At 56.8% G+C, this 20,821-nt stretch carries 22 protein-coding genes, 1 tRNA gene and 1 pseudogene; 14 read left to right on the top strand and 10 right to left on the bottom strand.

Annotation, left to right across the window (positions count from 1 at the left end):
- Positions 1 to 7 precede the first annotated feature (7 nt).
- From CFter6_RS18785 to CFter6_RS18765, 5 genes are all read left to right on the top strand, one after another.
- On the top strand, positions 8 to 955 hold the full coding sequence (locus CFter6_RS18785; RefSeq protein WP_236904412.1) for a cupin-like domain-containing protein: 948 nt from the start codon (positions 8 to 10) through the stop codon (positions 953 to 955).
- Between the two features lie 20 nt (positions 956 to 975).
- A complete protein-coding gene (locus CFter6_RS18780; RefSeq protein ID WP_061541206.1) occupies positions 976 to 1,743 on the top strand; it encodes a helix-turn-helix domain-containing protein in 768 nt (255 codons plus the stop codon).
- Positions 1,744 to 1,783: 40 nt separating this feature from the next.
- Positions 1,784 to 2,239 carry an Mpo1 family 2-hydroxy fatty acid dioxygenase gene (locus CFter6_RS18775; protein ID WP_061541205.1) on the top strand — a complete coding sequence of 152 codons (456 nt, stop codon included), beginning with the start codon at positions 1,784 to 1,786 and terminating at the stop codon, positions 2,237 to 2,239.
- A complete protein-coding gene (locus CFter6_RS18770) occupies positions 2,239 to 3,255 on the top strand; it encodes a 2-dehydropantoate 2-reductase (protein WP_061541204.1) in 1,017 nt (338 codons plus the stop codon). The genes CFter6_RS18775 and CFter6_RS18770 overlap by 1 nt, the downstream gene beginning before the upstream one ends.
- 122 nt (positions 3,256 to 3,377) lie before the next feature.
- Positions 3,378 to 3,635, top strand: a complete 258-nt coding sequence (locus CFter6_RS18765) for a hypothetical protein (RefSeq protein WP_061541203.1) — start codon at positions 3,378 to 3,380, stop codon at positions 3,633 to 3,635.
- Between the two features lie 407 nt (positions 3,636 to 4,042).
- On the opposite strand, the gene CFter6_RS26075 is transcribed toward CFter6_RS18765, so the two are convergent.
- A complete protein-coding gene (locus CFter6_RS26075; protein WP_167351415.1) occupies positions 4,043 to 4,213 on the bottom strand; it encodes a hypothetical protein in 171 nt (56 codons plus the stop codon).
- Positions 4,214 to 4,472: 259 nt separating this feature from the next.
- Between CFter6_RS26075 and CFter6_RS18760 the strand changes: the two genes are divergently transcribed.
- Both CFter6_RS18760 and CFter6_RS18755 read left to right on the top strand, forming a co-directional pair.
- Positions 4,473 to 4,763, top strand: coding sequence for a PsiF family protein (locus tag CFter6_RS18760; protein ID WP_061542467.1), 291 nt, complete (start codon positions 4,473 to 4,475; stop codon positions 4,761 to 4,763).
- 148 nt (positions 4,764 to 4,911) lie between these two features.
- On the top strand, positions 4,912 to 5,391 hold the full coding sequence (locus tag CFter6_RS18755) for a surface-adhesin E family protein (protein WP_061541202.1): 480 nt from the start codon (positions 4,912 to 4,914) through the stop codon (positions 5,389 to 5,391).
- A gap of 76 nt (positions 5,392 to 5,467) precedes the next feature.
- Here CFter6_RS18755 and CFter6_RS18750 read toward each other — a convergent pair whose 3' ends face one another.
- A complete protein-coding gene (locus tag CFter6_RS18750) occupies positions 5,468 to 7,111 on the bottom strand; it encodes a diguanylate cyclase domain-containing protein (protein WP_061541201.1) in 1,644 nt (547 codons plus the stop codon).
- 130 nt (positions 7,112 to 7,241) lie between these two features.
- Between CFter6_RS18750 and CFter6_RS18745 the strand changes: the two genes are divergently transcribed.
- Both CFter6_RS18745 and CFter6_RS26975 read left to right on the top strand, forming a co-directional pair.
- A tRNA-Arg gene (locus CFter6_RS18745) sits at positions 7,242 to 7,316 on the top strand.
- Between the two features lie 171 nt (positions 7,317 to 7,487).
- Positions 7,488 to 7,868, top strand: coding sequence for a DUF2471 family protein (locus tag CFter6_RS26975; protein ID WP_061541200.1), 381 nt, complete (start codon positions 7,488 to 7,490; stop codon positions 7,866 to 7,868).
- 165 nt (positions 7,869 to 8,033) lie between these two features.
- On the opposite strand, the gene CFter6_RS26525 is transcribed toward CFter6_RS26975, so the two are convergent.
- From CFter6_RS26525 to CFter6_RS25750, 5 genes are all read right to left on the bottom strand, one after another.
- On the bottom strand, positions 8,034 to 8,447 hold the full coding sequence (locus CFter6_RS26525) for a discoidin domain-containing protein (RefSeq protein ID WP_236904411.1): 414 nt from the start codon (positions 8,445 to 8,447) through the stop codon (positions 8,034 to 8,036).
- Complete coding sequence (locus CFter6_RS18735; protein ID WP_236904410.1) at positions 8,444 to 10,381, bottom strand: alginate lyase family protein; 1,938 nt, start codon at positions 10,379 to 10,381, stop codon at positions 8,444 to 8,446. The genes CFter6_RS26525 and CFter6_RS18735 overlap by 4 nt, the downstream gene beginning before the upstream one ends.
- 1,325 nt (positions 10,382 to 11,706) lie before the next feature.
- Positions 11,707 to 11,919, bottom strand: coding sequence for a hypothetical protein (locus tag CFter6_RS25755; protein WP_150118812.1), 213 nt, complete (start codon positions 11,917 to 11,919; stop codon positions 11,707 to 11,709).
- Between the two features lie 395 nt (positions 11,920 to 12,314).
- Complete coding sequence (locus CFter6_RS18730) at positions 12,315 to 13,214, bottom strand: sterol desaturase family protein (RefSeq protein ID WP_061541199.1); 900 nt, start codon at positions 13,212 to 13,214, stop codon at positions 12,315 to 12,317.
- Between the two features lie 403 nt (positions 13,215 to 13,617).
- Positions 13,618 to 13,908, bottom strand: a complete 291-nt coding sequence (locus tag CFter6_RS25750) for a hypothetical protein (protein ID WP_150118811.1) — start codon at positions 13,906 to 13,908, stop codon at positions 13,618 to 13,620.
- A gap of 97 nt (positions 13,909 to 14,005) precedes the next feature.
- Here CFter6_RS25750 and CFter6_RS18725 point away from each other — a divergent pair, with 97 nt between their 5' ends.
- The 3 genes from CFter6_RS18725 to CFter6_RS18715 all read left to right on the top strand — a co-directional run bounded on the left by CFter6_RS18725 (position 14,006) and on the right by CFter6_RS18715 (position 16,564).
- Positions 14,006 to 14,869: a LysR family transcriptional regulator gene (locus tag CFter6_RS18725; RefSeq protein ID WP_061541198.1), complete on the top strand. Its 864-nt coding sequence runs from the start codon at positions 14,006 to 14,008 to the stop codon at positions 14,867 to 14,869.
- Between the two features lie 154 nt (positions 14,870 to 15,023).
- Positions 15,024 to 15,521: a lipocalin-like domain-containing protein gene (locus tag CFter6_RS18720; RefSeq protein ID WP_082814861.1), complete on the top strand. Its 498-nt coding sequence runs from the start codon at positions 15,024 to 15,026 to the stop codon at positions 15,519 to 15,521.
- Between the two features lie 155 nt (positions 15,522 to 15,676).
- Complete coding sequence (locus CFter6_RS18715) at positions 15,677 to 16,564, top strand: CsgG/HfaB family protein (protein ID WP_061541197.1); 888 nt, start codon at positions 15,677 to 15,679, stop codon at positions 16,562 to 16,564.
- Positions 16,565 to 16,695: 131 nt separating this feature from the next.
- Here CFter6_RS18715 and CFter6_RS18710 read toward each other — a convergent pair whose 3' ends face one another.
- Together CFter6_RS18710 and CFter6_RS26070 are read right to left on the bottom strand one after the other, a co-directional pair.
- A complete protein-coding gene (locus tag CFter6_RS18710) occupies positions 16,696 to 17,100 on the bottom strand; it encodes a VOC family protein (RefSeq protein WP_061541196.1) in 405 nt (134 codons plus the stop codon).
- A gap of 297 nt (positions 17,101 to 17,397) precedes the next feature.
- A complete protein-coding gene (locus CFter6_RS26070; RefSeq protein WP_167351413.1) occupies positions 17,398 to 17,574 on the bottom strand; it encodes a hypothetical protein in 177 nt (58 codons plus the stop codon).
- A gap of 480 nt (positions 17,575 to 18,054) precedes the next feature.
- Here CFter6_RS26070 and CFter6_RS18705 point away from each other — a divergent pair.
- Positions 18,055 to 18,827: pseudogene (locus CFter6_RS18705) on the top strand (SDR family oxidoreductase).
- Positions 18,828 to 18,891: 64 nt separating this feature from the next.
- Entirely contained in the window at positions 18,892 to 20,268 is a 1,377-nt protein-coding gene (locus tag CFter6_RS18700; protein ID WP_061541195.1) for an aldehyde dehydrogenase family protein, read from the top strand.
- A gap of 71 nt (positions 20,269 to 20,339) precedes the next feature.
- Here the strand turns inward: CFter6_RS18700 and CFter6_RS18695 are convergent, their stop codons facing one another.
- Positions 20,340 to 20,795: an Lrp/AsnC family transcriptional regulator gene (locus tag CFter6_RS18695; RefSeq protein ID WP_061542465.1), complete on the bottom strand. Its 456-nt coding sequence runs from the start codon at positions 20,793 to 20,795 to the stop codon at positions 20,340 to 20,342.
- Positions 20,796 to 20,821: the final 26 nt, after the last annotated feature.

Genomic DNA, 20,821 nt, shown 5'->3' with positions numbered 1-20,821 from the left:
CGCGCCTATGACTTCGATCCGCGGTCCTTCCTTCCAGCTAGTCGACCAGATCGATGCCGAGCAGCTGCAGCGCGACGGCGGTTTCGGCGCGCGCACCCGGCCTTTGCTGGTCAAGGGCGCGTTGCGCAACTGGCAGGCGCAGCAAAGCTGGTCGTTCGAACAGATGGCGGCGCTGCGCTACAAGGACGGTTCCGAACCGCAGGTGAAATTCCAGAACGGCCTGGTGGAGCAGGGTCAGACCCGGCACCGGCCGGTGATGCCGGTCGGCCCTTATCTACAGGAACTGGCGGCGCTGGCCAAGCAGGCGCTGCCGGACGATGTCGGCCTGTTGCCGGACCGGCGGCGGCGCCAGCTGGCGGCGGGCGAACGGTTTTTTCTCGACTGGCCGCACATGCAGTCGTTCCAGCCCGACCGCATGTACCTGGCGCAGTGGAATATCCTGGATGAGTTCCCGGCGCTGCGCCATGATTTCTCGATCAAGGACCTGTGGCCGGGCTGGCGCTGGACCTGGGAATATGTATTCATGGGGCCGGCCAATACCGTCACCGGCCTGCACTACGACTTCCCGCACAACTGGTTTTGCCAGGTGCGCGGCAGCAAGGAGTTCATCCTGTTCCCGCCTGAGCAGACGCAGCACATGTGCATTTCAGCGAAATACGACTGGGGTGCGATCCTGAGCGACATCAATATCTCGCAGCTGGACCGGCAGCCGGACAAACTCAAGGAGTTTGAAAAAACGCAGGGCCTGTACGCCCGGGTCGAGGCGGGCGATGCGCTGTTCATTCCCAAGCGCACCTGGCATGCGGTGGTGGCGCTGGAGCCGTCGATCAGCCTCGGCGTGTTCGGCCTGACCGCGCCCGAGGTGCTGTTTGGCGGCGTGCCGAACGAGATCAAAAACGTGTTCCACAAGATGCACCTGTACCGCTGGGGCAATTGCACTTGCCATAAATTCTAGCCTGGCTTGGTCAGGGCGCAATGAACCGGCAACACTCTCATCTGTTTCTCTGGCGCGGCCGGGCCCTGGTCCTCGGCCCCGGCATCGACTCCCGCTTCCACGCCCATTTCGGCACCCAGCTGACCTGGGGCCTGGATGCGCCGTTCCAGGCGCGGCTGGCGCCGGACCAGCCATGGACCACCACCCGCGCCGCCATCTTTGCTTCCAGCCAGCCGCACCAGATCCACTGCGACGCCACCCAGTTGGCGCACCTGTTTGTCGAATTGCCGCAGCGCGCGCAAGGCGCGTCAAGTGTGCTGCTTGCCGCCTACGATAGCGCTCCCGGGTTCGCGCAAGTGCAAGCGGGGCTGGCGCAAGCCAGGCTGGGCCAGCTTGGACTGCCGCAGGTCGAACAGCTGGGCCAGCAATGGCTGGACTGCACCACTCTGGTTGAGCCGGCGCAGCCGGGTTTCGACCAGCGGATCAGCCAGGCGCTGGCGCTGATCGCGGCACAGCCGGGGCAGGCGCCGAATGGCGCGACACTGGCGGCCGCGGTGCATTTGTCGGCCAGCCGTTTCACCCATCTGTTCCGGCAGCAGACCGGTTTGTCGCTGTCGCGCTACCTGCTGTGGTCGCGCTTGCTGGCCGCGGTTGAGGCAGTGGGGCGCGGCGATAACATGACGCACGCCGCGCACGCCGCCGGTTTCGCTGACCTGGCGCACATGAGCCGGACCTTCCGCCATACCTTCGGCGTGGTGCCGTCAGAGCTGCAAAAGATGGCGATTGCGTTCAAGCGCGAGGAAAAATGATGGTCTAAGATGGTTGTACACAAAAAAGATGGAGACCGTCATGAACCAGCAGTCGCAACAGGCAGCAGGCCGTTCCATAGACGCCTTGCTGGCCAAATACTCCGAAAGCCACCTGAATCCGGTAAATGAAGTCATCCATTTCATTTGCGTGCCTGTCATCGTGTTCACTTTGCTGGGTTTGCTGTGGGCTATCCACCCCGGGGTGGCGCTGGCGGCGGCGCTGGCTTCCATGCTCTACTATTTCTCCTTGTCGGTGCCGTTCGCGATCGGCATGCTGCTGATGTCGGGCGCCATGCTGGCCTTGCTCTATGTATTGCCGCAGGCACTGGTGCTGCCGCTTTCGGTCAGCGTGTTCGTGATCGCCTGGATCGGGCAGTTTGTCGGTCACAAGATCGAGGGCAAGAAGCCATCGTTTTTCGAAGATTTGCGTTTCCTCCTGATCGGCCCCCTGTTTGTCCTCGGTTTCCTGTATCGCCGCCTGCATATCGCATATTGATGCCTGCTGCGTCCCTGAAAGTCGCCGTCTTCGGCGCCGGAGCCATAGGCATCTATGTCGGCGCTTCGCTGCTGGCCGCGGGCGTCGACGTGGTGCTGATAGGCCGGGCCCGCATGCGTGCGCAGATCGCCAGCCAGGGTTTGCTTCTGAGCGACCTGGAAGGCCGCTTGCAACGGCTTGAAGGCGAGCAGGTGCCGTATCAGGAAAGCGCATCGGCGCTGGCCGGCGCCGACCTGATCCTGGTTACCGTCAAGAGCGCCGACAGCGCCGCGGCAGCGCATGCGATCGCCGGCTACGCCAAGCCGTCGGCGCTGATCGTCAGCCTGCAAAACGGCGTCGGCAACGTCGATATACTGCGCGGGGTGATGAGCGGCTGGCAAGTGCTGGCGGCCATGGTGCCGTTCAATGTGGCGCAGATGGACGGCAATCGTTTTCACCGGGCTACTGGCGGCGAGCTGATGATTGAGGCGGACGCCAGGCTGGAGCCTTGGCTGGCGCCGTTCCGCCAGGCCCACCTGCCGTTGCAGCAGTGCGAGGATTTTGCCGCGGTCCAGTGGGGCAAGCTGTTGCTGAATTTGAACAATGCAGTGAATGCCCTGTCCGGCCTGGCGCTCAAAAGCGAGTTGTCGCAGCGCGCCTATCGCCGTTGCCTGGCGTTGCTGATTGACGAAGCGCTAAGTGTGCTGCGCGCTGCCGGAATCCGCCCGGCCAGGATCGCCCGCGTCAGGCCGCGGCTGCTGCCCATCTTGTTGCGCTTGCCCGACGCCATCTTCAGGCGGGTTGCCGCGGCCATGCTGAAAATCGACCCCGAGGCGCGCTCCTCGATGTGGCAAGACTTGCAAGCAGGGCGTCCGACGGAAGTGGATTACCTGAATGGCGCGATAGTGCGCCTGGCGGAATCGCTGGCGCGCGATGCGCCAGCCAACCGGCGCATCGCGGCGCTGGTCCACGCCGCCGAACAGGGCGGTGTGCAGCCCTTGTCTGGCGCGGCGCTGTATCGCGCTTTGCACGCCTGAGCACAGCTGCACCGGCAAAGTTTTCTGTAAATGATGGAACGCAAAGCGCCCGCCCTGACTCGAATCAGGGCCGTTGCAACAGAGATCGCCCTGCTTAATCCACTTGCAAAGAAAGGTCCGATATGAAGAAGCTTTTAGGCGCGCTGACGCTATTGCTGGCTTTTAGCCCTTGGGTCCATGCGCAGAATGAACCGATGCCGCGGTCCGAACCGGGCATGGGGCTGGAAGGGCATCCGGATGCCCGCAACGACAGGCGGCCCGAGTCGTTCTACGACGGCAGCCGCCGCATGGGGACGCACAGCGTCATGCGTTGCAAGGATGGGACGATGCGCAAGGCGCGCGCCGATGCTTGCCGCAACCATGAGCGCAAGCCGAAATGAAAGTCGCTGGCGACAAATGTCACGGAGATATATAGATAGAGAATATCTGTTATCAGGCAAATAAAGCAGACACGATTGCTGCGTCGCCATATAGTTACACCTGTCTCCTCCAACACCTCCTAAGGTTTGGATTCAGCCCGCAACCGCAAGGTGAGCGGGCTTTTTTTTGCCTGTACAAATCGTAAAGGCATAGGCAGCCACTTGCAGGGGAAATTTGACCCCGCTGCGAGCATTGCGGAAAAAACGATTCGAATCAAAGACTTGGATTTTCTGCGACGGAGTTATCAACAGGCTTGCGCACATTTTCTGTGGGTAACTCGGGTGCGCGCCGAGCCGACAGGGGCTGCGGGCAAAAAAAGCCCCGCGGGCAGCGGGGCTGGTTACAGCAGGTCCGACAGCGCCTTGTTTTAGAAGCGCAGGAAAGAACCGCTGAGTTTCTTGTAAGGCGCGCTCCAGACCGTCAGCACCTTGTCGAGCAGGCTTGGCTGTTGTTTAGCAGGAGTCTTATGCATATCAGGGCGAGCTTGAACTTGCATCGCGCGTGTTGACAGCGGCAGTGGAGGAGAGATGCTGGCCATGATATTCCCTTTCAGTTAATCGTCTATGTTGCAGTGCAGTATATGCAATCTGGAATGACTAATCCAATTTCGCTTTCACATACGAATCATACGGTTTGTGAATATCAGACGGTTTTACTTGAAACAACGCCCGCATATGCCAAGGCCGCATAAGCATATAGCTAACATATTGGCAGCCGACAAATTTCGTGCTGTAATGCAGCAAGCCGCATCGACGCAGAATAATGCGGTAACCCTCACTGTGGAAACGGAGAAAATCATGAAAAAACTGACAGGTCTGGCACTGCTCGCTTGCTGCTTTATTTTTAACCCGGCTTTTGCCGCAAATTCACAGCAAAGCAAGATGGCAACATGCAACAAGGATGCGACCGGCAAGGCTGGCGACGACCGCAAAGCTTTCATGAAAGATTGCCTGAGCAAAAAGCCGGAAGCCGCAGCTCCTGCGACACAGCAGGAAAAAATGAAGTCGTGCAATGTCGACGCTACCGGCAAGAAGGGCGACGACCGCAAGGCGTTCATGAAACAATGCCTGTCCAAGCCTAAGGCATAAGACGTTCCATCCGGTATTCCGCCGTAGCAAAAAAGCCCTGTCGCAGACGGGGCTTTTTCATTTTGTTACCAAATTGCTTCCTTATCATGGGAATTAATGTTTACTATGCAAAGTCGAAACCAAGCTTGCACTTATTAAGGATCCACACATGAAAAAACTAGCGCTCACCCTGACCCTCGGCCTGGCTTGCGTCGCCGCCCAGGCTGCTCCCGACTGGCAACCAGTCGGTTCCAGTGATGTTGCCGAGCTCAAGCTGGACCAGAATTCGATCAAGGACAACAAGGGCATCCGCGAAGCATGGTCCATGTGGAACTTCAAGGAGGCGCGCAAGAATGACGGCGACGCCAAGGTATTGCCGACTTTTAAGTCGTACCAGGATTTCACCTTGTACGACTGCAAATCCAAGACCTTGAGCCTGAAGAGAGAAATCCTGTTCGCCGATGCTGACGGCGCCGGCGCCAGGGTCGATCACAGCGACGCCTTGAAGAATTCGACGTATGCCGCACCGGCCAAGGACACGATCGCCGAGATCATGATGAATTACGTTTGCGCATTCCCTCTCGACGGCAAGCCGGCTGCTGCGGCAACTCCGGCTCCGGCCTCGGCACCGGTTCAAAAAAGCAAGTAAGCCACTTTCTGTTTGAGCAAACAGCCGCAGGCACTCGCGCAATCATCGCACCGAGTCCTGCGTTTTCTTTTCCGCGCTAGATGCTGAAAGGCTCCAGCGTTTCGTCGAACACAAAAAACTCGTTCTTGCCGGCCCGCTTGGCTTGATACATGGCGATATCGGCCTGCGACATCAATTGCGAAGTAGAGATGGCGGCCCCGCTGTACAGGGCGATGCCGATCGAGGTGCTGAGCTCGAATATGGTGCCGGCGATATTGAACGGTATGCCGATCGCCGCCAGCAATTGCTGGGCGACGCCGATCGCCGCATTGCGGGTATCGTTCAGGTCTGTCAGCAGGATCACGAACTCGTCGCCGCCCAGGCGCGCCACGGTATCGGTGCTGCGGCGGCCGTCCAGCAGGCGCGCCGCAACCTGGCGCAGGATGGCGTCGCCGGCCTCATGTCCGTACTCGTCGTTGATCGGCTTGAAATCGTCGAGGTCGCAAAACAGCAGCGCAAAATGACTGCCGTCGCGCTGCGCGCGCGCCATCGCCTGCTGCAAACGGTCTTCCAGCATGGCCCGGTTGCACAAGCCGGTAAGCGCATCGTGGTGCGCCATGAACGCCATGCGCGCCTCGCTTTCCTTGAGCGCCATTTCCTTGTCGCGCAGCCGTTCCACCAGGTAATTGAAGCCCAGCACCAAGCTGCCGACCTCGTCCTGGCGCCTGACCGGCAGCGGCGCCAGCTGGCGCTTGCCGTCAGCCATTTCACGCATCGCATGGGCGGCATCCGTCAGCGGCCGCAAGGTGCGCGGCAGCAGCAGCATCATGATGGCGATCATGCCGGCCACGATCAGCAGCGTGTTCTTGAGATAGAAACCAAGCATGGCGTTAATCGGATGGAATACCTCGGCGGTCGGCATGCGGGCGACCACAAACCAGCCGGTGCTGGGTACCGCCGCCATCGCCGACAGTTCTTCGATGCCTTTGGCGTTGATGGTGATCCCGGTGCCGCGGTAACCGGCCATGGCGCGGTCGTGCAGCAGGTTGACGCCGGCCGGCGGCGTCGGTTTCAGCACCATGGACGGGTCGCTGGCGCCGACAAACAGTTTGTCGGCCGGCGACACCAGCAGGAATCCGCCGCTGACGCCGAGCTGGGTTTCCTGCAGGCGATCGAGAAAACCGGGCGTATTGAGCACCACCACGCCCGCCAGCACCGCCACCACCTGATGCGCCGCATCGCGCACCGGCGCCGCCATGATCAGGATAGGCTCGCCGTTGGCGCGGCCGCGCTGCGGCCGGCCCATCACGGGAGCATCGGCCAGCAGCGCAGCCTGGAACCAAGCGACTCCGGAAAAAACCAGCTTGCTGCGCCCGGCCACCGTCGGATATTCCCCCAGCAGGCCGCCGCCATCCGGCCGTACCACCAGCAGGCCGCTGTTAAACAAGGGATTGACGCGCTGCCGTTCCCCCAGCCAGACCGCCAGCTTCTCGGGCTGTTGCAGCAGTGCCGGCGGCAGCGCCGAACTCAGTTCGGCGATCAGCGCCTGGCGCGCCTGGACGCTATGGTCGATATCGCGCGCGATATACGACGCAATCGATAATTGTTGGGCCGCCACCTCGTCACGCAACAGCCCCTGAGCGAAAGGCAGCGCAAAAAACAGGCGCAGACCAATGCCGGCCACGATAATCAGGATACCGAGGCCAATCAGGCGGAACTTGATGCTTTGGAAGATTGGCATGAGGGAATCATACAGAAATCGGCCTGATTGCAGCATTCCCCGGGCCAATCTGTGTCTTGGCTGCGATGTGTGGCTATTTCCTCATCTTGGCCATGCAGGTTTTTGCTATACTCCTGCCTGCAATGCAAGTCTCGCCATAGTTCAATGGATAGAACGAGTGCCTCCTAAGCGCTAGATACAGGTCCGATTCCTGTTGGCGGGACCAAGTCCCATTTCTTCAACTCCGTGTAATCGGCCGTAAGCCACGTATTTAAAGGCTTTCCGGTGATATCACCCCTTCGGTCCAGTTCGTAAAAACCCGTAAATTCCCGCGTTTTACTGTTACTATTTACGAAAATATTACGAACAAATTACGAAATGGCTTCATTCAAGAAAGATGGGAACGTTTGGCGTGTTCAACTCTACGTCCAAGGACAGCGCGACTCCGGCACATGGACTGAACCCCTGCGACTGGACCAGGCCTGAGGAAGAATTTTATGCAGTCATTGCCCGAGCCAAGCCAATTATTCAGACAGTGGTCGCGCGCCATCGCACGGATGGGCGGCCTCTCACGTGGCGACTAATTCATTCAATTGAAGGTGAAGTTTTGACTGAACTGAACAGTTCGAAAGACCTACAGCCGGCATATATCAATTTGATAAAGCACTCTGGCGTTTTCAATTACCCAGTGAATGACGACCCGGTGGATTTTGGTAAATCAAGTGCAATTGCCTGTGCATTTTCGATGATCTACGATGTATTCCACAGGGTTCATTGATTCGCTCGACGAGTTGTCGGTCCCAGTCAAAATCGCCACTGTAATAGTGCGATAGAGCTTTTTTAACGCATGATTGCTAGCGGCAACGAAAGATGTTGGCGCCGATCAAGTCGATTTCGCCGGTCGCATGGCGGCAGGTGCACTTGAATCGGCGCCACGGCCTCACTACGGCTTGGACGCGAACAGCCCAAATTCGGCGAGATCCGTAAAGGTGCTATCGCCATTATTGGCTGTGATGTTGAGCCAGTAGTAGCGATAGGAGGCCGGATTCGCGATCGTGTAGGTCTTCAGCTTTAAGCGTGTGGCAAACACCTGGTTGCTTTGGGTGTCGAGCGTGGTCCAGGTAGAGCCGTCGGTGGAGCCCTGGAACTGCCAGTCCTTCGGATCGCGCGGGACCCTGTCGTTGGAACTGGTGACCGTATAGCGCTGGACGCGCTCCGTGTGGCCGAGGTCGTACTGCAGCCAACCTGTCACGTCCCCGTAGAGCCATTGCGTCGCCGAGTTTTGGTCGAAGGCGCTTCTGGCATTGGCCGCGTTGCCCGCACTGTCGTTTGCGGTGCCACCGGTGGCGAGGTTCACATCGGATGCATCGGCGTAGCGCTGTCCGCGGGAGAATTATCGCTCGTGCCGGCAGGGTTGGTCGCTGTGACGGTGTAGTAGTAGGTCGTGCCGTTGATCACCGACTTGTCCGTGTAGCTGCTGCCGGTGACGCCCGACGCGATGGTTGTGGTTGGGCCGCCGCTGAAGGCGGCGCGCTTGACCGTGTAGCTGGTGGCGCCGAAGGACGCCTGCCAGCGCAGCGGGACCGCGCCATCGCCCGGCGAGGCCAACAGCATGGCGGGCGCGGCGGGGATGACGCTCGGCGCCCCACCGTCGCCACCGGTGATCTGGACGTTGCTGAAGACGCTGTTGTTTGGCTTGCCTGTGACCGACGAGACCACCAATCCGACATAGATCGTGTCGGGAACGGGAGCATCGATGCGGCCGACATCGGTCGCGGCCCAATTGGTGCCATCGGCAGAAATATAGCCAGTGATGATGTTCCCGACGCGCTCGAGCTTCACCCACTTAATGAGCACGGTGCGCCCATTGGTTAATGCCTTGTTCGCGTAGTTCGAGCCGCCATACACCGCCAGTTTCATCATGTTCTGTAAGGCTTCACCTTTGTAATTTATCGCCATCCAGGCGCGCGGAGCGCCTGGATCCAGGCTTGTGCGCATCATCACGCCCGCCATTGCGGACGGGTGGGTGTTCTGGAGCGACTCGACTTTCGCGATGATGGTGCCGTTGCCGGTGAGGGCCTTGTAGGCGAAGTGGGAACTGTCGAGTGCGCCCCAGATGCCGTAGCCTCCCCCAGCCACGTTCCATGTGCCGTTGGCGTATGTGGCCGTGCCCGCCTGGGCGGCACCCCCGATGTCGGCACTGCTGAACCCCGAGGTGATCGAGGTGGTCGAAGGAATGGGCAGCGCCGGTGGCGGTGTCGCCTTCGAGGTGTCGGACTCCTTGAGGAACATGGAGCCGCCCACCGGCATCCGCAGGCGCCTCTGCGCGATGAAGGGTGCCTGGAGACCCTTGCGGACAACGTAGGCGTTGTAAAGCTGAGTGAGCGCCAAGCTCCCGCCATTGGCGCCGTCCCAGCCGCGATTGGTGATGTCGGCGGTGTAGAAGCGATCGGTGGTGCCGAAAGGAAGGGCTGTCGTGGGGACGAGCTCGTTCACCCTCGCCCAATACTCACCCGCCGCCAGCAGGCGGTTGTCAAAGTCGGAATAAATGTCGATGCCTTGGCTCCAGAGCGCCTCGGCCAGCATGGTCAGTGCCGCGAGCTGCCCATAGGCGTGCCCCTGATCGCGAAGGTAGTCGCCGAGCATGCCGATGTCGTTGGAGTTTCGCAACCCGATATGGGCGAGCGTGCGGGCCTGGTAGACGACCTTGTCCAGCAACTCGGCGTCGTCGTTGTAGATTGCCATCAGTCCCTGAGCGACGAGGGACAGTGCGCCCTTGTTGGCGGCCCCGTACATGCTGTCGCCCCAGGGACTTGCTGCCGGTATCAGGACGTTCTTGAAGTACTTCTTGACGGTCGCCGTGTCGGCCTCCGTCCAGCCCGGGTAGGTGCTGCGCAGGATTTCCGCACCGCCAACGAACTGCGCGGCGTAGTCACCCAGATCCAGCATCGATTCGTTACCCGAGAACTCCGTCTGGGTGGTGGCCCACCCAAGCAGCAGCCACCTTGCAGTCTTCGCATATCGCTCGTCACGGGTGAAGTACCACATCCGCGAGAGATTCGAGATCGCGACCATGTCGGAGCGCCAAGCATTGAGATTCTCGTCGGGGGCGCGGCTCACCTTCGCGAAAGGGCCACCACGCCCTGCGTAGCTGAGCCTGGAGTTGGGACTGTTCGCCAGTTGGTTGTAGCCGGACTTCCACGGCTCCTTGCCCTGGTCGACGTTTGCCTTGAGCGTCGCGAGATCCGAGAGGCTGAGCCCGACGCCTGGATGGTTGAAAACGCGGGCCACAGGAGTACTTCCCGCTGGAGTACTTCCCACTGGAGTACTTCCCGCTGGAGTATTTCCCACTGGAGTACTTCCCACCGGAGTACCTCCCACTGGGGCACCTCCCACCGGAGTATTTCCCACTGGGGTATTTCCCGCCGGAGTACTTCCCACTGGGGTATTTCCCGCCGGAGTACTTCCCACTGGAGCCCCGTCCACCTGAGTATTTCCCACTGGAGCACCTCCCGCTGGGGCGCCTTCCGCAAAGGAATTTCCCATCGGTTCGCCACCGCAAGCGCCAAGTATCAGACAGGCAGAGATTGTTATAAAAATTTGTTTTTTCACAAAAAAAGTCATTTTATTCAAAAGAAAAAGATGTTCGTAAGAATAATTTTTCCATCCTGTCAAAGGGGAAAAGTTATTTTTCCAGAAGGAATTTCGAATGGTAATAAGGTGCGGGGTGGACACGTGCGCAGCCATCTTGGAGGAACACCGTCAGCACAATCCGTGCCATATGAAATTTCCAACATGAAGCCGGATGAATCAGAAGAGCATGCCGAAACCGCGAAGTAACCTTGATTGAAGGACGAAAAAGCCGACAAATTTTGGGTATGGCAAGCGGGTCAAACTGACGGGGCAATGCAGCAGGCAAAAGAACAAACTGGTTTTTCGTTGTATCGAATTTTGAGTGCAGTTATTTGGGCCTGTTCAAGTTAAACGAGACTGCCCAGTCGGTGTTAGCGCTAACAAAATTTGTCAGTTTTTTTGTCTTTCGGTCAATCTTCTGTCCATATCCTGGTGGCATAACTGCGGATCACCTCCGGCCTTTTCGCCTGAATTCCTACTGCGTGTTCGATATGGCACGGATAGTGTCAAGGCGGTTCCATATGACAACTATCGCATACGAAAAATATGACATTTCTTTTTAAAAAACAATTTTTTATAACGATCTCTGCCTGCCTGATACTCAGTGCGTGTGGTGCGGCACGAGTGATATCCGGACTCGCATATTTGTTGGGGGGGCGAGGTTAAAAAATAGGATATTTTGCGGAGCGGAAATCGGCTGTAAAGCCTCGAAATATATGGAAAACTAGATGAGCTTGGGAAGCTTTAGATGGCATTTCAGATTAAGTATAAAAATGCTGTCATTATGTTGTCATTCTGGAGCCAAAACAGCCCCAAAAGACCCTAATTAATGACAGCACTATATTTTTTAACTCTTTGATTTAAAACGATATATTGGTGGAGGCGGCGGGAATCGAACCCGCGTCTGAGTTTCAAGAAATCTCAGTCCTTGTGAATCGCCACAGAATGCCCAGTCGGCAGGCCGACCGAGCGTGGAAATACAATTACGGGCGTAATTTCTTAGCTGCTTGCCGCACATCTTTCTCGCTCGTTTTCCCTGTTGCTTCTCGCATAGTTCCGAGTTTGGTATTAAGTGGGAATTGCGGAATAGGTTGAGGTAGATTCTTGTTGAGTGTGTCGCTACGTTTTTGTTGAATCTGACCACTCTTTGGATCTGCCTTGTCGCGATGCCGGCCGTCGAGTCCTGGCTCTTTCATTTTAAATCCTTTCTGGATAAGGTTTAAGCTCAGAGGCATACAGAACAACGTCCTGAACCACTACATTTAGTCAAATATTTATGGTGCAAACTAATTGTAGTGCTGCATGTTTGCGGATGCAATGATCTTAAGCATCTAAATTGTGTGGACTTTTTACTACGACAACTAGATCAGAAATTGAATGCTACGAATTTGCTACAGCAATTTGTCAGAGGCAGGACTGGCGAAGGTTTTCAGCCTCATTCCATGCCGTGAACTAAGGGACGGCAGGCAAAGTGACCTGTAGAGCGATAGCCCGGCATCCGTGCGTAAATGTCCATCCGGGTTACAGCCAAATCTCACCCTGTCACTATTTCAGCCGCTCTAACACCGTCAAAGTGGCCGTCTTTTAAAGACTATCGCGTATTTCTCAATACAGACTTCCGCCTAAGGTCTTCTGTCGTTTCCCCATTTCCATCATGTCGCCAACCCGGTGGCTTCAGTAAGTAAGTCAAAAATTCTCGTGGTGTTCGCGCCATTTTCAGATCATGAGCTAGCTTTCTCCACTCATCGAATTCGATGGCGAGCAGATTGTAAGTTTTTACAGGCGTTACTAATCCGAAGTGACATGGCACATCGGCTCTTTCGCTGATGTACGTACCAAAGAGGCGATCAAAAATAATCAGCACGCCGCCGTAATTTCCGTCTAGATATTCTAGATTCGACGCATGGTGTACGCGATGAGCCGACGGGGTGTTAAGCAGCCACTCCAACGGTCCAAGGCGTGGAATCCAGGTTGCGTGAATCCAGAACTGATATAAGAGATTGAGCGACAACAACATCAAGACAATACGCGGTGGCATGCCGAGCAACGGGGCAAGCATGAAGAATAGTAACGAGCCCGTAAGACGCCCGGTCCATCCAAAACGGTATGCTGCCGACAAATTGAGCTGATTGGGCGAATGGTGAACAGCATGGGTACACCAGAACCATCGCACTCGATGCGCCATGCGGTGATACCAATAATAGAAGAACTCTTGCCCGACAAAGCATGCAAGCCAGTCGCTCCAATGGGACATTGGCAACGTCCATAGCCGGTGTCGCCAGAACCAGTCCATCATATCAATCCAAAACAGCAATGGGAGTAACCAGTGCAATGGATATTCGCGGATTAGGAAATCGACCACTGATACGCAAGCCGCCTTCCAGTCATAAGCATCTCTCCCTAGCGTAATCGATAGTACGATTGCTTCGACGATTGAAGACAGCAGGACTATGACGACAGAAAATTTGAGGATTGTGGACAAGACGCTCATGGTGCTTCACCAGTAAGGAGATATAGAGAAGCGTAACGCTGAGATTTTTCTATGGCAATTAGTTTGGGCCGAATATCGCAAGAAGTCAGCTCCCTAATAGGGGCAATGTGGGACCAGCGGACCACCATGTCCAGCTGGAGACTAATTTGTAGTATTTTTTATGTCTCTCCCCATTTTTTACGAAATTTATATGTATGTCGTTGATTTTATTTACTATTTGATTCCTGTTGGCGGACCAAGTCCCTTTTCTTCAATTCCCTGAAATCTGCCGTAAGCCACGTATTTGAAGGCTTTTCGGCGATCTTCCTCCATTCACGATTCTCACGAAAACCCGTATTTTTTTACATTTTTGTTCCGCAAGCAAAGAAACCGCGGCACCAAACCCATGTGCAAGCCGAGGTTTTCATAATTCATTTCGTATGTTCGCCAGCCCGGCTCCCGTCATTGGGAACGACGATGAATCTGCCCCGGCGATACCAGGCGCCAGACGGCTTATGCTTCCGGTATGCACTAATGTCGCCATCATGGCCGGCCCGTCGCTGGCCAGTCCATCGAGTTCTGCGGATATATCGCCCGCATAACCATTCGTAAGTACAGATGCAGTTACAACACGAACGGCTTCAGCAACCGGGCAACTGTTACCGTCGTTATTCGTTATTCTTGCAGCGGTCCTGTTTTCAAGTGACTTGCTCATTGTCGCTCCCAACTAAAGTGCACGTAGTTAAGGGTAGCTGCTTGCAACGCTGAACGAAATTAGCAAAAACTGTGAAGAACAGGTGCATAATTGCACAATGCTCACACCTGACTGGGACGACCTGCGATATTTTCTGGCGTTGATTGACGCCGGAACCCTGTCTGGCGCGGCGCGCGCGACCGGCGTCGAACACACGACAGTGGCAAGGCGCATCGATGCCCTTGAAGCCGCACTGGGAATGCTCTTGTTTGATCGTTTCCCGAAGGGCTGGTCACTGACCGCCATGGGTAGCGCTTTAGTGCCGCATGCTCGCAAGATGGCGGATGACATGCACGGACTGATGCGTGTTGCCAGCGGTTCCGCATCGCTCAGCGGCGTGGTGCGCATTTCGGCGCCGCCGGCCTTGGCGGCGTATGTACTGGCGCCGCGCTTGAAAGACATGCTGCGGCGTCTTCCTGGGATCGAGGTGGATTTGCGCGGTGAAGTGCGCACCACAGACCTGATGCGGCGCGAATCTGACATTGCCCTGCGTTTTCATCGCCCCACCGCGCCGGGTTTGGCTGTGCGCCAACTGACCAGCGTGGAATATGGCTTGTATGCAAGCGCCCAATATCTGGCCGAGCATAGCTCGCAGCAATGGGAGTTTCTTGGCTACGACGAGCTTTTACGCGATGCCCCGCAGCAGTTATGGCTGGACAAAATCAGAGGTGAGCGCCGATATTGCTTGCGCTCGAACGATCTCGGCGCGCTGTTCCAGGCCGCTGTTGCCGGCTGCGGCCTTGCCGTTTTGCCGCATTCATTTTTCGACTTCCAACGCAACGACCTGGTCGCTGTCGATGCTGAAGTGTGCCCGGTGAAACGCAAGTTATGGCTCATCATGCATGAAGACGTACGGCGCTCTGCGCCAGTGCGTGCGGTGGCCGACGAAATCGTTGCGCTGTTTTTACCGGCAGACGTTTGAATCTTCTTTAACCTGGCTGCCTGGCAAGCTGGGCTTGCAAGTTAGCTTCCGCCACTGTGCAAATATGCAAGGATCACGTGCGTATTTCGCTAATTCCCTTCAGTTTCGTCTGGCGTTAATGTGTTCATCAGCCACGCGACTACTGGAGATTCGAATGATGAAACTGCTGTCTAAACTGTTCTGCCTGGGCGCAATCTTGTGGGTACCTGCCGCCCAGGCGGCCGCCGAAATGCCGTTTCCACTGGCCGGCAGCTGGACCCTGGTGGCCGCCGATCTGCTGCATCCGGACGGTAGCCGGACGCACGATTATGGCGAGGCGCCGAAAGGATTGCTGCTGATCGACAACCACGGCCGCTACAGCGCGCAGATCTACAAGTCCGAGCGCCCGCTGTTCGCATCCGGCGATAAGAAGACCGGTACTGCGGCCGAGTTCGAGGCCGCCGTCATGGGAACCAGCGCCCATTTCGGGACCCTTATGATCGACACGATGACGCACACGCTGATCTACAACATCGAGAGTTCGGCCTATAAAAACTGGGAGGGGACGCAGCAGAAACGCGTCTATGAGCTGCACGGCGACGAACTCAGCTACCAGGTGCCGGCGCGGCCGGACGGCCTGATTCCGATTTCAGTCTGGCGCCGTATCAAGTAGCCAGGAGCAGGTACTTGCAAAGATATAAGGCCTCATGAATTTTCAGGCCAAGGGGGAGCTATTCCTTCATGAATGCGAGGACGCGATCTGCTCCCTGTGGACCAAGAAAATGGGGAGAGGCCTGAATAGTGCATTTTTAAGGGGAGAAACAAAAAATGTCCAATCACCGTTTACTGCGCATCTTGCCGGCATGCCTGGCCGGCGCTGTCCTGTTGAACGCATGTTCCAGCATGGACGTGGGCAACGCAGGTGCAAAAACCGAGGTCACCGGATCTGCAGGAGGATCCAATTCCGTCAACGCCAATGCCACGCTCGAACATTGCGACCGTTCGCTCGGCACCATCGCGATCATCGAAGATACCAGTGCGCCATGGTATGGCGTGCTGACCGGCCAGTACAAACTCGGCTCTACCGTGCCGGTGCTGAAGCTGCTGGTGCAGCAGTCCAACTGTTTCGTAGTGGTCGAGCGCGGCCGCGGCTTGACGGCCGTTCTGGGCGAGCGCGCCCTGCAGCAATCCGGCGAGTTGCGCAGCAATTCCAATTTCGGCAAGGGCAAGATAGTGTCGGCCGACTACAGCCTCAATCCTTCGATCACTTTCAGCAACAATAACGCCGGCGGCGCCGGCGCCAGCGTGGCCGGTTTGTTTGGCGGCCTCGGCGGCGTGGTTGCAGGGCTCGCAGGGAATATCAACAGCAAGGAAGCAAGTACTCTTCTGAATTTGATCGACAATCGTTCGGGTGTTCAGGTAGCCGCTGCCGAAGGCAGCGCCAAGAGCGTGGATTTTGGCGCCCTGGGAAAATTGTTCGGCAACAGTGCAGCGGGTAGCGCCGGCGGTTATTCGAACACGGCAGAAGGCAAGGTGATTGTGGCGGCCTTTACCGATTCTTATAACAACATCGTGCGTGCGGTGAAGAATTATCGCGCGCAAAGCGTGGCCGGCGGATTGGGTACCGGCGGCCAGCTTGCCGTTCAGGGTGCGGATGATAACGGGACGCCGGTCCCGGCCAGGAAGAAAGCGGCGAAGCGATCATCCAGCCAATAAATCTTTCAGTCCGGCTGCCGCCAGACCTGGCCGCATTTGCGCATCCTGATGCTGTGCGCTCTGCGGCGGTCTGGGGGATATCCACACACCTTCCTTCAGATGCTTTTGCCTGGCCGTCGGATCACCAGGGGCTAGCGCCCGAACGAGGCACGAAACTGTTCGGCGGCATCTTCTCTCGTATTGATTTCAACCTGCACGTCGCCGGGGATCGCGCAGAAGAATCGTGAACCCCTGGCGTGCTGCAGTATTCCGGTTGTGAGCTGCGCACCGCCAGCATTGAACTGCTGGTAAAGATCAGCGACATCCTGTGCTGTTGGCACTTCGAACCCGATGTGGAAATTATGGGGCCATTCGACGGCGCGGTCGCCGCTGCCGTCAATGACGATGTCGAAATCGTGCCGCTTGACGATCCTGGAGGCGCCGAAGGAAGAAATGGTGCAACCGAGATACTGTTTGAAGAACGCGGCAGTTGCGTCGACGTCTGAGGAAGGAAAACTGATGTGATTGAATTTCATCGTCTGATTTACGGTAGACATGATTGACTCCTGATAGATAAGGAGCCATACCCGAACGATGTTGGAGAGAAGCGTGCCGCAGCGCGTTAGCGGCTAAACCGTTGCAAGCGAACTACGAACGCAAGCCCCGGAACGCATCCGCCATCAGTGAATGGGAATGGTCCTATGGGCGTTGGTTGACGTAAACGCTTACGGCTGCGAGGCAGCGATTTGAATATAGCACAGAAATTTGACGTGCTACAAGTGCAGAATCGTGTGTGACGGTTCATCGCCGCATGCTGCCAAAGGCACACAAAAAGTCTCATTCGACGCCGTGAACTAGCCCTCGGCGTTTTTCACCTCAAGAGCAGAAATCAGGCGCTCAAAAACCGCCGCATTCTCGATTTGATGCTTTATAACACCGGCAGTGATGTCCTGGGTTGTGCCATCCGGCATTTGAAGGATGGCCTTCACGCCACCGGGTTGAAACATTTCGGCCTGACGGCGAGCTTCCACTTATTGTTGCCGGCACCAGTCGACCAGATCGATATCTACAGAATCCACGGTTTGTCCCCTTGTGTAAAACCATCTAAAAATAGCGCGGCAAACAATTTATCGAGGCGCATGGCGCCCCGATCTTGAATAATCTTATTCATGAAATATGACAACCACGTGAATTCCAGGTGACTGGCAATGGGGGAACATTTTCTTTCACTTGCGCCTATCGCTCTGGGCGGTGTAAACGAAGGCCGGGCAGTGCAGTTCCCCGGCGCTGCTGAACCTGGTGAAATTCGACTGACCTGCAACCAGGGCGATGAAGCCGCAGCGCACCTTTTGAGTTTCTGCCGTGGGTACGGATCGGGTGTTTGATTTATCTGACGAGAAATCAGTCATTAGATGGATTTTATGGATAGTTTATCCAGTCCGGCATAGCCAATATCTATTGTGTTTTCATCTACACTCGAATTTCCGTTGTTCATACCCTAGGAGATTTTCATGGCAGATCATTCAATTACAGGCAAGGTAATCCTTATCGCTGGCGGCGCCAAGAACCTTGGCGGGTTGATCGCCCGCGACCTGGCGCGGCACGGCGCCAAAGCAGTCGCTGTTCACTACAATAGCGCGGCAGCAAGGCCGACGCCGATGCAACCGTTGCCGCAGTCAAGGCTGCCGGAGCGCAGGCTGTGGCGATCCAGGCCGACCTGACGACGGCAGGCGCCGTTGAAAAACTGTTTGCCGATGCTATTGCCGCAGTGGGAAAACCGGACATCGCCATCAACACCGTTGGCAAGGTGTTGAAGAAGTCATTCACGGAAATCAGCGAAGCCGAGTATGACGAAATGACTGCAGTCAATTCCAAGACCGCCTTCTTTTTCCTCAAGGAGGCTGGCAAGCACGTCAACGACAATGGCAAGATCTGTACCCTGGTCACCTCGCTGCTGGGCGCATTCACGCCTTTCTATGCCGCCTATGCAGGCACCAAGGCCCCGGTCGAGCACTACACGCGCGCGGCATCCAAGGAGTTCGGCGCACGCGGCATCTCTGTGACCGCGGTCGGTCCAGGCCCGATGGATACGCCGTTCTTCTATCCGGCCGAAGGCGCCGATGCGGTGGCTTACCACAAGACGGCAGCGGCGCTTTCGCCGTTCAGCAAGACCGGCCTGACGGACATCGAGGACGTGGTGCCTTTTATTCGTCATCTTGTCAGCGATGGCTGGTGGATCACCGGCCAGACCATTCTGATCAACGGCGGTTACACCACCAAGTAAGCAGCGGGACGGACAGAGCTGCAGCTTCTTCCTACAGCTCTTATACTTTGCAGGAGCTTGCGGCATGACCAATAAATTCCAGTCGATTTTTGATACCCAGAAATCCCATTTTTATAGCGATGCCACCAAGCCTTATGCATGGCGCATCGAGCAGCTCGACCGCATGGAACGCATGCTGCTTGAACACCAGGACGAGTTTTGCGCGGCGCTCTACCAGGATTTCAGGAAGCCGCCGTTCGAGCAGCTGTTCGAAATCACGGTGCCGGCTGGAGTCATCAAGTACTACCGCGAGAATTTGAAGGAGCTCATGGCGCCGCAGTCTGTGGCGATTCCAAAGGGATTGGAAGATACCGGCAACCGCGGAGTCATCCTGAAGGAGCCCTATGGCGTCACCTTGGTCATCGGCCCTTTCAATGCGCCGATACTGCTGTTGCTTGACCCCGCCATTGCAGCGCTGGCGGCGGGCAATACGGTGATTCTGAAACCCGCGAACACCACACCGGCGACCGCGGCGCTCTTCCAGAAGTACGTTCCTCAGTATTTCGAACCGGAGAACGTGACCATCGTGACAGGCGGACGCGAGGAGATTGCCGAACTGCTGGCGCTGCCCTTCGATTTCATTTTCTTCACCGGCAGTTCGGCCGTCGGCAAGATCGTGATGCGTGCCGCCGCCGAGAATTTAACACCGGTTATCCTGGAGCTTGGGGGGCAGAATCCGACAATCGTAGACGAGACCGCCAACCTCGATATCGCCGTCGACCGCATTGTATGGGGGCACAACGCTATCTCCGGCCAGTGGTGCATCGCGCCAGGGTATGTCTATGTGCACGAGAGCGTCGCCAGCGAATTTATCGCCAAGCTCAAGGCGTCGACCGTGAAGATGTACGGCGCCGACCCAATGCAGAGCCCCGATTTCGCACGCATGATCAGCGAACACGATGCGCAACGAGTCGCATCGTATATTCTTCCCGAAAAAGTCGTGCACGGCGGGCGGTCCGATATCCAGGCACGGTACGTCGAGCCGACCATCCTCTATCCGTCGACCTGGGACGATCCCGCGCTGCGGCAGGAGGTTTTCGGTCCCGTGCTGCCGGTCATGCCATACCAGGACCTGAAGCAAATCGTGGACATCATGAAGCGCAAACCGAAACCGCTCGCCGCCTACATTTTCAGCCGCAATCAACAGAACATCGATTACGTGCTCGGTAGTTTGTCATTTGGCGGCGGCTGCGTGAATCAGACAAATCTGCACTGCTGGATCGACAGCTTGCCGTTCGGCGGCGTCGGCTACAGCGGCATGGGCAAGTACTATGGCAAGGCGGGCTTTGACGCGTTGAGCAATACCAAGGCTTTATTGCTCGGCAATCCGGATCTCGAACTGGATGTATTCCCACCCTATGCCGGCAAAGATATAGCCAAGAACCTGAGTGTCTTTTCATGAACGGCTTTTGATTCTCTGTCGATCGGATCCATTGGCGAAACGACAGATTTTTTTCCTGCTCGTGGTTGCGCCTATGGGATATGGCGGATTTTTTTGGGTGGATAACTTGCCAGAACAATGGAAGTCGTTACCGGCCCGAATCTGGCGAGCGCATCGATAGTCGCCTCCAGTTGCGCCATATGCGCAACCACTATGCGCACCACAAAACAATCCTCGCCCGTAATCCGGTGCGCCTCGACCACTTCCGGTATCGCTTCAAAGGCGCTCAGGCACTGGGCGATCTGGGCGTGGCTGGAGCGTATGCGGATAAATGCCGAGATATCCCGTCCGACCAGACGGTGGTTGATGCGTGCGGTATAACTCTCGATGACGCCTTGCTCTTCAAGCTGTCTGATGCGAGCGGTGATTGCCGGTTGCGACAGGCCGACTTGTTTCCCAAGCTCTGTATTGGTGATGCGCGCATTGTCCTGGAGGATTTCCAGAATGCGCCAGTCGAGTTTGTCCAATTCCATCGACTTAGGTTTCATCAGCATATCTCCCGAATTTCCTTGAA

Source organism: Collimonas fungivorans (genome assembly GCF_001584145.1).
GTDB lineage: Bacteria > Pseudomonadota > Gammaproteobacteria > Burkholderiales > Burkholderiaceae_D > Collimonas > Collimonas fungivorans.
This window is presented reverse-complemented; position numbering and strand designations above follow the sequence as displayed.